This window comes from Streptomyces silvae, from assembly GCF_016745505.1.
In the GTDB taxonomy this organism is placed as follows: Bacteria; Actinomycetota; Actinomycetes; order Streptomycetales; family Streptomycetaceae; genus Streptomyces; species Streptomyces silvae.
Genome location: NZ_JAERUC010000153.1, coordinates 43,352 through 57,574, shown reverse-complemented (window position 1 = coordinate 57,574; position 14,223 = coordinate 43,352). Strand labels below are relative to the sequence as shown.

General features: G+C 70.4%; 10 protein-coding genes. 7 read left to right on the top strand and 3 right to left on the bottom strand.

Annotated elements, in window-relative coordinates:
- The first annotated feature begins 174 nt into the window (after positions 1–174).
- From JKV81_RS24585 to serA, 4 genes are all read left to right on the top strand, one after another.
- On the top strand, positions 175–2,031 hold the full coding sequence (locus tag JKV81_RS24585) for an acetolactate synthase large subunit (protein WP_202077819.1): 1,857 nt from the start codon (positions 175–177) through the stop codon (positions 2,029–2,031).
- Positions 2,032–2,053: 22 nt separating this feature from the next.
- On the top strand, positions 2,054–2,581 hold the full coding sequence (ilvN, locus tag JKV81_RS24580) for an acetolactate synthase small subunit (protein ID WP_099174327.1): 528 nt from the start codon (positions 2,054–2,056) through the stop codon (positions 2,579–2,581).
- Between the two features lie 105 nt (positions 2,582–2,686).
- Entirely contained in the window at positions 2,687–3,688 is a 1,002-nt protein-coding gene (gene ilvC / locus JKV81_RS24575) for a ketol-acid reductoisomerase (RefSeq protein WP_031091632.1), read from the top strand.
- A gap of 299 nt (positions 3,689–3,987) precedes the next feature.
- Positions 3,988–5,580, top strand: a complete 1,593-nt coding sequence (gene serA / locus JKV81_RS24570) for a phosphoglycerate dehydrogenase (RefSeq protein ID WP_124274828.1) — start codon at positions 3,988–3,990, stop codon at positions 5,578–5,580.
- Positions 5,581–5,679: 99 nt separating this feature from the next.
- Here the strand turns inward: serA and JKV81_RS24565 are convergent, their stop codons facing one another.
- Complete coding sequence (locus JKV81_RS24565) at positions 5,680–6,513, bottom strand: helix-turn-helix transcriptional regulator (RefSeq protein WP_202077817.1); 834 nt, start codon at positions 6,511–6,513, stop codon at positions 5,680–5,682.
- Between the two features lie 116 nt (positions 6,514–6,629).
- Here JKV81_RS24565 and JKV81_RS24560 point away from each other — a divergent pair, with 116 nt between their 5' ends.
- Entirely contained in the window at positions 6,630–7,688 is a 1,059-nt protein-coding gene (locus JKV81_RS24560) for an aldo/keto reductase (RefSeq protein WP_202077815.1), read from the top strand.
- A 21-nt stretch (positions 7,689–7,709) separates the two neighbouring features.
- Here JKV81_RS24560 and JKV81_RS24555 read toward each other — a convergent pair whose 3' ends face one another.
- Positions 7,710–8,852 carry a PucR family transcriptional regulator gene (locus tag JKV81_RS24555; protein ID WP_202077813.1) on the bottom strand — a complete coding sequence of 381 codons (1,143 nt, stop codon included), beginning with the start codon at positions 8,850–8,852 and terminating at the stop codon, positions 7,710–7,712.
- Between the two features lie 177 nt (positions 8,853–9,029).
- Here JKV81_RS24555 and JKV81_RS24550 point away from each other — a divergent pair, with 177 nt between their 5' ends.
- Positions 9,030–10,010 (top strand): proline dehydrogenase family protein, encoded by a 981-nt coding sequence (locus tag JKV81_RS24550; RefSeq protein WP_124274832.1) that lies wholly within the window; start codon positions 9,030–9,032, stop codon positions 10,008–10,010.
- 81 nt (positions 10,011–10,091) lie between these two features.
- Positions 10,092–11,723, top strand: a complete 1,632-nt coding sequence (pruA, locus tag JKV81_RS24545) for an L-glutamate gamma-semialdehyde dehydrogenase (protein ID WP_124274833.1) — start codon at positions 10,092–10,094, stop codon at positions 11,721–11,723.
- Between the two features lie 146 nt (positions 11,724–11,869).
- Here the strand turns inward: pruA and JKV81_RS24540 are convergent, their stop codons facing one another.
- Positions 11,870–14,155, bottom strand: coding sequence for an exo-beta-d-1,3/1,6-glucosidase (locus tag JKV81_RS24540; protein WP_307820595.1), 2,286 nt, complete (start codon positions 14,153–14,155; stop codon positions 11,870–11,872).
- Positions 14,156–14,223 lie beyond the last annotated feature (68 nt).

Sequence of the window (14,223 nt, the reverse complement as noted above, 5' to 3'; positions counted from 1 at the left end):
GAATTCTCGTACTTGGAAAGCGCGTCGGCTGAAGCAGGGTCACTCATGGACACCCTGCAGACCGCACCGGCGCGCTCCCCTCGCTTGCCTCACGGCACGAGGGGTTTTTTGTTGCACCGGGACCTCTCAAAACCCCACAAAAACACCGCATAAACCCTCAGCTTCGAGAAGAGAATGCCGATGACCGAGCAGGCCACCGGGGCCCAGCACCCGCAGCCGCGGGCCCGTAACGGCGGACCGTCCTCCGCCTCCGTTGAGCACCTCACGGGCGCGCAGTCCCTCATCCGTTCTCTCGAGGAAGTCGGGGCCGACACCGTATTCGGACTCCCCGGCGGCTGCATCCTTCCGGCGTACGACCCGCTGATGGACTCCACCCGGGTCCGTCACATCCTGGTCCGCCACGAGCAGGGTGCGGGTCACGCGGCCACCGGTTACGCGCAGGCCACCGGCAAGGTCGGTGTCTGCATGGTCACCTCGGGTCCCGGCGCCACCAACCTGGTCACCCCGATCGCCGACGCCGCCATGGACTCCGTGCCCATGGTCGCGATCACCGGCCAGGTGGCCTCCGCCGCCATCGGCACGGACGCCTTCCAGGAAGCCGACATCTGCGGCATCACCATGCCGATCACGAAGCACAACTTCCTGGTCACCCGCGCCGAGGACATCGCGCACACGATCGCCGAGGCCTTCCACATCGCCTCCACCGGCCGCCCGGGACCGGTCCTCGTCGACATCGCCAAGGACGCGCTGCAGTCGAAGACCACCTTCAGCTGGCCGCCGACGATGGACCTGCCCGGCTACCGGCCCGTCACCAAGCCGCACGCGAAGCAGATCCGCGAGGCCGCCAAGCTCATCACCCAGGCCAAGCGCCCCGTGCTGTACGTCGGCGGCGGTGTCATGAAGGCCGGCGCCACCGCGGAGCTGAAGGTCCTGGCAGAGCTCACCGGAGCGCCCGTCACCACCACCCTGATGGCGCTCGGCTCCTTCCCCGACAGCCACCCGCTGCACGTGGGAATGCCCGGCATGCACGGTTCGGTCACCGCCGTCACCGCGCTGCAGAAGGCCGACCTGATCGTCGCGCTCGGGGCCAGGTTCGACGACCGCGTCACCGGCAAGCTGGACAGCTTCGCCCCGTACGCCAAGATCGTCCACGCGGACATCGACCCGGCCGAGATCGGCAAGAACCGCGCCGCCGACGTCCCGATCGTCGGGGACGCCCGCGAGGTCATCGCCGACCTTGTCCAGGCGGTCCAGGCCGAGCACACCGAGGGCAACACCGGCGACTACGACGCCTGGTGGAAGGACCTCAACCGCTGGCGCGAGACCTACCCCGTCGGCTACGACCTGCCGGAGGACGGCAGCCTCTCGCCGCAGCAGGTCATCGAGCGCATCGGCGAACTCGCCCCCGAGGGCACGATCTTCGCGGCGGGCGTCGGCCAGCACCAGATGTGGGCCTCGCACTTCATCCGCTACGAGCAGCCCAGCACCTGGCTCAACTCCGGCGGCGCCGGGACCATGGGCTACGCCGTCCCGGCCGCCATGGGCGCCAAGGCGGGCATGCCCGACCGCGCGGTCTGGGCGATCGACGGCGACGGCTGCTTCCAGATGACCAACCAGGAACTCACCACCTGCGCGCTCAACAACATCCCGATCAAGGTCGCCGTCATCAACAACGGCGCGCTCGGGATGGTCCGCCAGTGGCAGACCCTGTTCTACAACCAGCGGTACTCCAACACCGTGCTGCACTCCGGCCCGGACGCGGACGGCAACGCCGCCAAGGGCACCCGCGTCCCGGACTTCGTCAAGCTGTCCGAGGCCATGGGCTGCTACGCCATCCGCTGCGAGGACCCGGCCGACCTGGACAAGGTCATCGCCGAGGCCAACGCGATCAACGACCGCCCGGTCGTCATCGACTTCATCGTCCACGAGGACGCCATGGTGTGGCCGATGGTCGCCGCCGGCACCTCCAACGACGAGGTCATGGCAGCGCGGGGCGTCCGCCCCGACTTCGGCGACAACGAAGACGACTGAGAGACAGAGAGAGACCGACTCCATGTCCACCAAGCACACGCTCTCCGTCCTGGTCGAGAACAAGCCCGGAGTCCTCGCCCGGATCACGGCCCTGTTCTCCCGGCGCGGCTTCAACATCGACTCGCTCGCGGTCGGTACCACCGAACATCCCGACATCTCACGCATCACCATTGTCGTGAATGTCGAGGGCCTGCCCCTGGAGCAGGTGACCAAGCAGCTCAACAAGCTGGTCAACGTCCTGAAGATCGTCGAACTCGAGCCCGCCGCAGCGATCCAGCGGGAGCTCGTCCTGGTGAAGGTCCGCGCAGACAACGAGACCCGCTCCCAGATCGTCGAGATCGTCCAGCTGTTCCGCGCCAAGACCGTGGACGTCTCCCCGGAGGCCGTCACGATCGAGGCGACAGGGGGTGCCGACAAGCTGGAGGCCATGCTCAAGATGCTCGAACAGTTCGGCATCAAGGAGCTGGTCCAGTCCGGCACCATCGCCATAGGGCGCGGCGCGCGCTCGATCACCGACCGTTCCCTGCGCGCACTCGACCGCTCGGCGTAACCCTCACGGGCCGCCTCGCCGCTCGTATGGCGAGACCCGGCAACGTATCCGACGCACCCCGCCGTACGGTGGGACGCAACACCTGCACACCAAGGAGAAGACCCAGTGGCCGAGCTGTTCTACGACGACGATGCCGACCTGTCCATCATCCAGGGCCGTAAGGTCGCGGTCCTCGGTTACGGCAGCCAGGGGCACGCCCACGCGCTGTCGCTGCGTGACTCGGGTGTCGACGTCCGCGTCGGTCTGCACGAGGGCTCGAAGTCCAAGGCCAAGGCCGAGGAGCAGGGCCTGCGCGTGGTGACCCCGTCCGAGGCCGCCGCCGAGGCCGACGTCATCATGATCCTCGTCCCGGACCCGATCCAGGCCCAGGTCTACGAGGAGTCCGTCAAGGACAACCTCAAGGACGGCGACGCGCTGTTCTTCGGCCACGGCCTGAACATCCGCTTCGACTTCATCAAGCCGCCGGCCAACGTCGACGTCTGCATGGTCGCCCCGAAGGGCCCGGGCCACCTGGTCCGCCGCCAGTACGAGGAAGGCCGCGGCGTCCCGTGCATCGTGGCCGTCGAGCAGGACGCCTCGGGCAAGGGCCTGGAGCTCGCCCTCTCCTACGCGAAGGGCATCGGCGGCACGCGCGCCGGCGTCATCAAGACGACCTTCACCGAGGAGACCGAGACCGACCTGTTCGGTGAGCAGGCCGTCCTCTGCGGTGGCACCGCCGCCCTGGTCAAGGCCGGTTTCGAGACGCTGACCGAGGCCGGCTACCAGCCGGAGATCGCGTACTTCGAGTGCCTCCACGAGCTGAAGCTCATCGTCGACCTCATGTACGAGGGCGGCCTGGAGAAGATGCGCTGGTCCATCTCGGAGACCGCCGAGTGGGGCGACTACGTCACCGGCCCGCGCATCATCACGGACGCCACCAAGGCCGAGATGAAGAAGGTCCTGGCCGAGATCCAGGACGGCACCTTCGCCAAGGCGTGGATGGCCGAGTACCACAACGGTCTGCCCAAGTACAACGAGTACAAGAAGGCCGACAGCGAGTCCCTGCTGGAGACCACCGGCAAGGAGCTCCGCAAGCTCATGAGCTGGGTCGACAACGAGGACGCCTGAGTTCTCGCCGGGGGCAGGTCCGCACCGGGCCTGCCCCCGGCGCACGGCCGGCCTCACCCCCGTGTCACTGCGGGGAGAGGTGGGTGGCAGGAGGCGGCGCCGTACGTCTGTACAGCCCGTCCACCCCGTGCGGGTGATCCTTCCACCGGGGCGCAGTGCGTGCCCGGCCGCATGACTACACTCTCACCAACACATACACGCGTCAGGGCCCACAGTGTCGTGCGTCTTCCACGCGGCTAGCCCCTCCACCGCCTGCGGCCGTCGGGACGGCCGTCCGCACTGGACTTGTGAGGACACACGTGAGCTCGAAACCTGTCGTACTCATCGCCGAAGAGCTGTCGCCCGCCACGGTCGACGCTCTGGGTCCGGATTTCGAGATCCGGCACTGCAACGGCGCGGACCGCGCCGAACTCCTCCCCGCGATCGCCGACGTCGACGCGATCCTGGTGCGTTCCGCCACCAAGGTCGACGCCGAGGCCATCGCCGCCGCGAAGCAGCTCAAGGTCGTCGCCCGTGCGGGTGTCGGTCTGGACAACGTCGACGTCTCCTCGGCCACCAAGGCCGGCGTGATGGTCGTCAACGCGCCGACGTCCAACATCGTCACCGCCGCCGAGCTCGCCTGCGGTCTGCTCGTGGCCACCGCGCGCAACATCCCGCAGGCCAACACCGCCCTGAAGAACGGCGAGTGGAAGCGGTCCAAGTACACGGGCGTCGAGCTCAGCGAGAAGACCCTCGGCGTCGTCGGCCTCGGCCGCATCGGCGTCCTGGTCGCCCAGCGCATGTCGGCCTTCGGCATGAAGATCGTCGCGTACGACCCCTATGTGCAGCCCGCGCGCGCCGCGCAGATGGGCGTCAAGCTCCTCACGCTGGACGAGCTGCTCGAGGTCTCCGACTTCATCACGGTGCACCTCCCCAAGACCCCCGAGACGCTCGGCCTGATCGGCGACGACGCGCTGCACAAGGTCAAGCCCTCGGTGCGCATCGTCAACGCCGCGCGCGGCGGCATCGTCGACGAGGAGGCGCTCGCCTCCGCCCTCAAGGAGGGCCGGGTCGCCGGCGCCGGTCTGGACGTGTACACGAAGGAGCCCTGCACGGACTCCCCGCTGTTCCAGTTCGACCAGGTCGTCTGCACCCCGCACCTCGGCGCCTCCACCGACGAGGCGCAGGAGAAGGCGGGCATCGCGGTCGCCAAGTCCGTCCGCCTGGCGCTCGCCGGTGAGCTCGTGCCCGACGCGGTCAACGTCCAGGGCGGCGTCATCGCCGAGGACGTGCGTCCCGGTCTGCCGCTCGCCGAGAAGCTCGGCCGGATCTTCACCGCGCTCGCGGGCGAGGTCGCGGCCCGCCTCGACGTCGAGGTGTACGGCGAGATCACCCAGCACGACGTGAAGGTGCTGGAACTCTCCGCGCTCAAGGGTGTCTTCGAGGACGTCGTCGACGAGACCGTCAGCTACGTCAACGCCCCGCTGTTCGCGCAGGAGCGCGGTGTCGAGGTCCGCCTCACCACCAGCTCCGAGTCGCCGGACCACCGCAACGTCGTGACGGTCCGCGGCACCCTGTCGAACGGCGAGGAGGTCGCGGTCTCCGGCACGCTGGCAGGCCCCAAGCACCTCCAGAAGATCGTCGCCATCGGCGAGCACGACGTGGACCTGGCGCTCGCCGACCACATGGTCGTCCTGCGCTACGAGGACCGTCCCGGCGTCGTCGGCGCGGTCGGCAAGATCCTCGGCGAGGCCGGGCTGAACATCGCCGGCATGCAGGTCTCGCGGCAGGACGCGGGCGGCGAGGCGCTGGTCGTCCTCACCGTCGACGACACCATCCCGCAGTCGGTGCTCAACGAGATCGCGGAAGAGATCGGCGCGGCCTCGGCCCGCTCGGTGAACCTCACCGACTGACCGGTCCTCCCCCTTACGATCGCGCCCGGCGGACGGACTGCGCTCTGTCCGCCGGGCGCGGTCGTACGTGCACGCGGGGCCGGTCCGGCGCCCCGGCCGTCACCGGGCGAACAGCCGGTCCAACGCCGACCGGCTGTCGTCGTCCGCGGGGCGGTGGATCACCAGGAGCTGGTCCGGGTCCTGGAGCGGCATGAGCACCTCGAAGAGCAAGGAGATGTCACCGGCTTCGGGATGCCGCATCAGTTTCTCCCCGCGGTTCTTCGCCTTGACGTCCCCCTGGGCCCACAGCCTCGCGAATTCCTCGTCACGACCGGTGAACTCGGCGATGAGGTCGATCAGCGCCTGATCCTCCGGATGCGCGGCCCAGGCGGCGCGCAGGTGGGCGATTCCCTCCCGTACGACGCGTTCACGGTCGGGATAGAACGCACGCGTCTTCGGATGGGCCAGGCACAGCCACATCGAATTGCGCTGCACGGGCGGCAGCGTGTCGAAATCCAGCAGGAGCCTTGCCATCTCGCTGTTCCAGGCCAGGATGTCGTAACGGTGGTTCATCAGCATGGCCGGCAGGGGTGACAGGTCGGCGACCAGCCCGGCCAGCGGCGGTGCCGCAGCGGTGGCGGGCCGGCCGGGCTCCGGGGGGCGCCGGCCGGCCAGGTTGAAGAGGTAGACGCGTTCGTCGGGGACCAGGCGCAGCGCCCGGGCCAGCGCCTCCACCACGTTCGCCGACGGCCGCAGCCCACGGCCCTGTTCCAGCCGTACGACGTAGTCGATGCTGACCCCGGCCAGTTCGGCGACCTCCTCACGCCGGAGTCCAGGGGTCCGCCGGGCCTGCCGGCGCGTCGGCAGACCGAAATCACGCGGGTCCAGGCGTTCTCGACGGGTCCGCAGAAACGCGGCCAGCTCCTGCGTCGTGTCCACGGTGCGGCTCGTCATGTGCGGTTCAACAGCCAGGGTAGGAACGCTGTTCCCAGGAAGTTCCTTCCCTTATCCCCGGCCCGCGGCGGTCACAGACTCCTGTCGGAACCACGGATCACACACAGGAGGCCACCATGTCGCTCACCCTTGACACCTACCGGCTGCTGGGCCGCTCCGGGCTGCGGGTCTCACCGCTGGCTCTGGGCGCGGCCACCTTCGGCACCGAGTGGGGCTGGGGCGCCGAGCAGGACGAGGCGCGCAAGCTGTTCGACCTCTACGTCGAGCGGGGCGGCAACTTCATCGACACCGCCAGCACCTACACCGACGGCAGCTCCGAGCGCCTGCTGGGTGAATTCACCCGCGAGAACCGCGAGAGCCTCGTACTGGCGACGAAGTACACGACGCTGCGCCGGGCCGGCGATCCCAATTCCGGGGGCCCTCAGCGCAAGAGCCTGTTCGCCTCGGTGGAGGCCAGCCTGCGCCAGCTGAACACGGACTACATCGATCTGCTCTATCTGCACGTGTGGGACCCCACGACGCCGGTCGAGGAGATCCTGCGGGGCATGGACGATCTGGTCCGGCAGGGCAAGGTCCTCTACGTGGCGATCTGCAACACCCCGGCCTGGCAGGTGTCGCGCATGCAGACGATCGCGGACCTGCGCGGCTGGTCGCCGCTGGTCGCGCTGCAGATCGAGTACAACCTGACCGAGCGCACGGGGGAGCGCGACCTGATCCCCATGGCCCGCGAGATGGGGCTGGGGGTCGTCCCCTTCTCACCGCTGGCCGGCGGGGTGCTCACCGGCAAGTACCGCCGTGGCGACCTGACCGCGTCCGGCGTCGGCGACAGCACCCGCAAGAGCGTCACCGTCGCCACCGGCGCCCTCACCGAGCGCAACTTCGACATCGCGGACGTCGTGAAGGAGGTCGCGGCGGAGCTGGGCCGCACACCGGCCCAGGTCGGGCTGGCCTGGACCCTGCAGAACCCGGGCGTGACGGCACCGGTCATCGGCGCCCGGACCCCGGCGCAGCTGGAGGACAACCTGGGCGCCCTGGAGGTCGGCTTCACCGCGGCCCAGCTGGACCGCCTCGACCGGGCGAGCGCGATCCAGCTCGGTTTCCCGCACGACCTGCTCGCGGGTGACGCGATGCGCAGGGTGACCCGGGGCGACATGAAGATCGAGACCCGCCGTTGATCCGTACGCGTCGCTCCGACGTCAGAGCCGCGCCTGCTTCAGCGCCATGTGCAGCAGCAGCCGGTCCTCACCGTCGTTCAGGTCGAGGCCGGTGAGCTGCTGGACCCGGGCGAGCCGGTAGTAGAGCGTCTGGCGGTGGATGCCCAGCTCCGTGGCCGTCCGGCTCGCCTGGCCCGCGCAGTCCAGGAACACCTCGGCGGTGCGGGCCAGTTCGGAGTGGGACGGCGCCAGCAGCGGGCGCACCGCCGGGTCCGGAGCAGCCGGGTCCGAGGTGCGGGGGAGCGCGGCCAGGATGCGGTACGGGCCGATGGCCGACCAGTCGGCGACCGGGCCGAAGCGGGACTCCGCCGAGGCGGCGCGCGCGGCGGACAGCGCCTCGTGCCAGGAGTCGGCCAGCTCCGTCAGACCCCGGCGGGCGGTCGCGAGGCCACCGGTCGCGGGGGGCCCGGCGGCGGTGCGCAGCCGCTCCGCGGCCGTCGTCGCCGGGTCGAGCGCCTCGGCGGAGCGCAGCCGGACCAGGGCGGCCAGGGCCTGGCCCCCGGGCCGGGACACCGTGGCGAGGGCCGCCGCCGACGGCACCGTACGCACGGAGGGGGGCTCGCCCGGCCACGGGGTCACGCACACCACCGTGTGCAGCCCGTCCGCGTCGGCTCCCAGGGCGTCGTGCAGCGCGGCCACCGCCATGTCGCGCTGCCAGCCGCGCCCCGCGACGAGCACCGCGCCGAACTCCCGCGACAGGTCCGCGCCCGCCCGCTCCTCGTCGGCGAGCAGCGCGCCGATCCTGGCCGCCACGTCCATGGCCGCGGCCAGCTGCCCGTCGGTCGGCCCCGGGTCCGCGTCCAGCAGCCATACGTAGCCCAGGACGACACCCCGATGGCGTACCGGAAGGCAGATGCGGTCCCGGAACACCCCGGCCTCCGGGGCGGCCGGGATGCGGACCGGGCCCGTCGCACGGGTGATGCCGAAGCCCTCGAACCAGGCGCGGACGGCGGGTGTGGAGCGCCGGGTCAGGATCGAGCGCGTACGGACGGGGTCCATGGCGGTGTCGTCGTCGCTGTCGTGCGCCCCGAAGGCGACCAGGCCGAAATCGCGGTTCTCCAGGGTCGCGGGGGCGCTGAGCAGCGCGGAGATCTCGTCGACCAGCTCCTGGTAATCGCCCTTCACCCCGCCATTCTCGCACCCCTTCAGACATATGTCTGAGATCCAGTACACGGATGCGTGACAGCTGTCGATGGCAGGCGGGTACCCGGGTCCCTAGATTTCACAGTGGTTCTCCGTGCCATCCCGGTCCGTTCACATCCGTACCGGTCCGGCCTCGTTCGTACTCCGTGGAGGTGCCCCGTGCTGGGTCCCGTGATTCTCGCCGCGTCACGCAGCGACAAGATGCGTCGTTTCATCTCGGCCGCGCCCGGCACCAAGCAGGTCGTCGACCGCTTCATCGCCGGCGAGAGCGTCGACCAGGTCGTCCCCGTCATCCAGGACGCGGCCGCCAAGGGCCTGGAGGTCACCCTCGACGTCGTGGGCGAGGACATCACCACCCCGGAGCAGGCCGCCGCCGCGCGCGACGCCTACCTGGAGCTGATCGGCCGCCTGAAGGAGCTCGGCCTCGGCGCCCGTGCCGAGATGTCCGTCAAGCTGTCGATGTTCGGCCAGTCCCTCCCGTCGCCCACCACCGCCCTCAACGGAGAGCCCTCCGGGCCCGCCCCCGAATTCCCGGGCGGCCACGAGCTCGCCCTCGCCAACGTCCGCCCCGTCGTCGAGGCCGCCGCCGCGATCGGCACCACGGTCACGCTGGACGCCGAGGACCACACCACCCTCGACTCGATGTTCGCGATCCACGAGGAGCTGCGGAAGGACTTCCCGCAGACCGGCTGCGTGATCCAGTCCTACCTGTTCCGCACCGAGGCCGACGCCCGCCGCCTCGCCGCCGCGGGCAGCCGGGTCCGCCTGGTGAAGGGCGCCTACAAGGAGCCCGCCTCCGTCGCGTACCAGAGCAAGCCGGAGATCGACAAGGCGTACGTCCGCATCCTGAAGACGCTGATGCTGGGCGAGGGCTACCCGATGATCGGCTCCCACGACCCCCGTCTCATCGCCATCGGCCAGGAGCTCGCACGCCAGGCCGGGCGCAAACTGGACGAGTACGAGTTCCAGATGCTGTACGGCATCCGCAGCGAGGAGCACGTCCGGCTCGCGGCCGAGGGCCACCGGATGCGCGTCTACACGGCGTACGGCACCGACTGGTACGGATACTTCATGCGCCGCCTCGCGGAGAAGCCGGCCAACCTGCTGTTCTTCGGCCGCTCCGTCCTCACCAAGGGCTGAGCCGACGGGCTGAACCAAGGGCTGAACCAGGGCTGACCTGCCCGGCCGACCACCCACCTCAACCAAGGAGACAAGGCACTCATGGACGCTGTCACCCAGGTCCCCGCGCCGGTCAACGAGCCGGTCCACTCCTACGCCCCCGGCACCGCCGAGCGAGCCCGCCTGGAGGCGAAGCTCAAGGAGCTCGGCGAGAACCCGATCGACCTGCCGATGACCATCGGCGGCGAGAAGCGCATGGGCGGCGGCGAGCGCGTCGACGTCGTGCAGCCGCACAACCACAAGGCCGTCATCGGCACCTTCGCCGGTGCCACCGAGCAGGACGCCCAGGACGCCGTCGACGCGGCCCTCGCCGCCGCTCCGGCCTGGCGCGCCATGTCCTTCGACGACCGCGCGGCCATCATCCTGCGCGCCGCCGAGCTGCTGTCCGGCCCCTGGCGCGAGACGCTGGCCGCCTCCACGATGCTCGGCCAGGGCAAGACCGCCCAGCAGGCCGAGATCGACTGTCCCTGCGAGCTCGTCGACTTCTGGCGCTTCAACGTGCACTACGCGCGCCAGATCCTCGCCGAGCAGCCCCCGGCGAACTCCCCCGGCGTGTGGAACCGCATGGACCACCGCCCGCTGGAGGGCTTCGTCTACGCGATCACGCCGTTCAACTTCTCGGCCATCGCGGCGAACCTGCCCACCGCGCCCGCGCTCATGGGCAACGTCGTGGTGTGGAAGCCGTCCCCGACGCAGACCCACGCCGCCGTGCTGCTCATGCAGCTCCTGGAGGAGGCCGGGCTGCCCAAGGGCGTCATCAACCTGGTCACCGGTGACGGCATCGCCGTCTCCGAGGTGGCGCTGAACCACCGCGACCTGGCCGGTGTCCACTTCACCGGCTCGACCCCCACCTTCCAGCACCTGTGGAAGACGGTCGGCAACAACATCGCCAACTACCGCACCTACCCGCGGCTCGTCGGTGAGACCGGCGGCAAGGACTTCGTCGTCGCGCACCCCAGCGCCGACCGCGCCGTGCTGAAGACCGCGCTGACCCGCGGCTCCTTCGAGTACCAGGGCCAGAAGTGCTCCGCGTCCTCCCGCGCCTACATCCCGGCCTCCATCTGGAACTCCGGTTTCAAGGAGGAGTTCGCGGCCGAGGTCGACTCCATCACCATGGGTGACGTCACCGACCTGTCGCACTTCATGGGCGCCGTCATCGACGCGCGTTCGTTCGCGAAGAACAAGGCCGCGATCGACCGCGCCGCCGCCGACCCGACGTGCACGATCGTCGCGGGCGGCACGTACGACGACTCCGTGGGCTACTTCGTCCGCCCGACCGTCATCGTCTGCGACGACCCGGCCAACGAGGTCTTCACCACCGAGTACTTCGGCCCGATCCTCGCCGTGCACGTCTACGAGGACGAGAAGTACGACGCCATGCTGGAGCAGATGGAGTCGGTCTCCGACTACGCGCTGACGGGTGCGGTCATCTCCAACGACCGCGCGGCCGCCGCGTACACGATGGAGAAGCTCCGCTACGCCGCGGGCAACTTCTACATCAACGACAAGTCGACCGGTGCCGTCGTCGGCCAGCAGCCCTTCGGCGGCGGCCGTGGCTCCGGCACCAACGACAAGGCGGGCGCCCCGCAGAACCTGCAGCGCTGGACGCTGACCCGCGCCATCAAGGAGACGCTGGTCCCGCCGACCGAGTACACCTACCCCCACCAGGGCTGACGCCCTCCGGGGCGCCCGCAGCGGGCGCCCCGCCCCGCACTCCGCCTCCCGACCGGCTCCCCCCGCCGGCCGGGAGGCGGTTTCCATGTACGGGGGGACTCAGCCCTTCACGGACCCGGCCCCGCACGGATCAGCCCTTCACGGACTCAGCCCTTGACCGTGAAGCCGGCGCGCAGGAGGTCGTCGTCCGACGAGGACGGGCCGACCAGCAGCTCGAAGGCTCCGGGCTCGACGACCCGCCGGCCCGCGGCGTCCACGAGGGTGCACTCGGAGACCGGCAGTTCCAGCAGCACCTCACGCGTCTCGCCCGGGGCGAGCTCCACCTGCTGGTAGGTCTTCAGCTCCTTCTCCGCCCAGGTCACGGACGTCACGGTGTCGCTGACGTACACCTGCACCGTCTCCAGGGCGGGCCGGGCGCCGGTGTTGCGGACGGTGACCCGGGCCCGCAGCGTGTCGTTCTCGCCGACGTCCGCCGTGAGCACCTCCAGACCGGAGTAGGCCACGGTCGTGTAGCTCAGGCCCTCGCCGAACACGAAGGCCGGACGCTGGGTGAGGTCGGCGTACCGGGAGCCGTGCTGGCCCCGGATCTGGTTGTAGTACGTCGGCTGCTGGCCCGCGTGCCGGGCGAAGGAGACGGGCAGCCGGCCCGAGGGCTCGACGAGGCCAAGCAGGACCTCCGCCACCGCGCGGCCGCCCTGCATGCCCGGGTTGAAGGCGTACACGACCGCCGCCGCGTCGAGGACGGACGGCGGCAGCACCAGCGGCTTGGAGCTGATGACCACGACGACCAGCGGCTTGCCGGTCGCGGCGAGCGCGTCGAGCAGGGCGACCTGGTCCCCGACGAGCTCCAGGGTGGCCGTGGATTTGCCCTCGCCGATCAGCTCGATGCGGTCCCCGACCACGGCGACGACGTAGTCGGCGGCCTCGGCGGCGGCGACCGCCTCACCGATCAGGCCGGCGTCGGGCTCGGCGGGGATGACCACCTCGGGGCGGGGCTGGCCGTCGGGGAAGAACTGCCCCTCCGGGTCAGCGCCCACATCGAGGATCCTGGCGCCCCGGGCGTGCGAGACCGTCCAGTCGGCGGGAGCGTGCTCCCGGAAACCGTCGAGGACGGTACGGATCATGGCGCGCGGCTGCCCGTCCGGGAGCCAGTCCACCTGGCCCGACGAGCCCGCCCAGTCACCCAGCTGGGTCTGCGCGTCGTCCGCGTTCGGCCCGATCACCGCGACCGTACGGGGGCCGGCGGCCCCGGTGGCCCGCCCGTCGTCGCCCGCCGTCAGACCGCCGGCCAGCGGCAGCGTGCCGTCGTTGGTCAGCAGCACCAGCGAGCGCCGGGCCGCCTCCAGATTCAGTACGGCGTGGGCGTCGCTGCCGATGATCTCGGCCTGGCGGGCCGGGTCGGGGCGGCGCGGCTCCTCGAACAGGCCGAGCTCGAACTTGAGCGTCAGGACGCGGCGTACGGCCGCGTCGATGTCGGTCTCGCTCAGGGTGCCGTTGCCGACCGCTTCCAGGGCGCCCTCGAAGAACCCCTCGGTCGCCATCACCATGTCGTTGCCGGCGCGGACGGCCGCCGCGGCGGCCTGCGCGTAGTCGGCGTACACCCTCTGCTCCCACACCATGCGGCCGACGTTGTCCCAGTCGGTCACCAGGGTCCCGGTGTAGCCCCACTCCTCGCGCAGCACGTCGTTGAGCAGCCAGTCGTTGACCGTGATCGGCACGCCGTCCATGGACTGGTAGCCCAGCATGAACGTCCGGCAGCCCTCCTTGGCGACCCGCTCGAACGGTGGCAGGAACCAGGACCGCAGCTTGCGCCGCGAGATGTCCGCCTCGCTGGCGTCCCGCCCGCCCTGCGTCTCGGAGTACCCCGCGAAGTGCTTGGCCGAGGCCAGGACCGCGGTGGGGTCGGACAGGCCGTCGCCCTGGTACCCGCGCACCATCGCCGACGCCAGCTCGCCGATCAGATGGGGGTCCTCGCCGAACGTCTCGCTGACCCTGCCCCAGCGCAGGTCCCGGGTGATGCAGAGGACCGGTGAGAACGTCCAGTGCACGCCGGTCGCCGCGACCTCCACCGCCGTGGCCCGCGCGATCCGCTCCACCAGCTCCGCGTCCCAGGTCGCGGCCATGCCGAGCTGGGTGGGGTAGATCGTGGCGCCCTCCCAGAAGGAGTGCCCGTGGATGCAGTCCTCCGCGACGAGCAGGGGGATGCGCAGCCGGGACCGGTCGGTGAGCTCCGCGGCCTCCAGGACCCGCTCGGGCGAGGTGTGCAGGATCGACCCCACGTGCAGGTCCTCGACGAAGTGCCGCACCCCTTCCTTGGCGTTCAGCTGGAGCATCTGGCCGACCTTCTCGGGCAGCGTCATGCGCCCCAGGAGATCGGCGACCCGCTCCGCCACGGGAAGCGCGGGGTCGAGATAGGGCAGGGAGGGGGCCACGGGGGGGTCCTTTCGCGACACGGTTCCCCTTCACCATAGAGTCAATACCGACCACCTGGTAAGTATCT

What these genes read in the sequence shown, in the direction of transcription:
- JKV81_RS24585 (WP_202077819.1), top strand. Translation starts at nt 175, where the DNA reads ATGCCGATGACCGAGCAGGCCACCGGGGCCCAGCACCCGCAGCCGCGG.
- ilvN (WP_099174327.1), top strand. Translation starts at nt 2,054, where the DNA reads ATGTCCACCAAGCACACGCTCTCCGTCCTGGTCGAGAACAAGCCCGGA.
- JKV81_RS24565 (WP_202077817.1), bottom strand. Translation starts at nt 6,513, where the DNA reads ATGACGAGCCGCACCGTGGACACGACGCAGGAGCTGGCCGCGTTTCTG.
- JKV81_RS24560 (WP_202077815.1), top strand. Translation starts at nt 6,630, where the DNA reads ATGTCGCTCACCCTTGACACCTACCGGCTGCTGGGCCGCTCCGGGCTG.
- pruA (WP_124274833.1), top strand. Translation starts at nt 10,092, where the DNA reads ATGGACGCTGTCACCCAGGTCCCCGCGCCGGTCAACGAGCCGGTCCAC.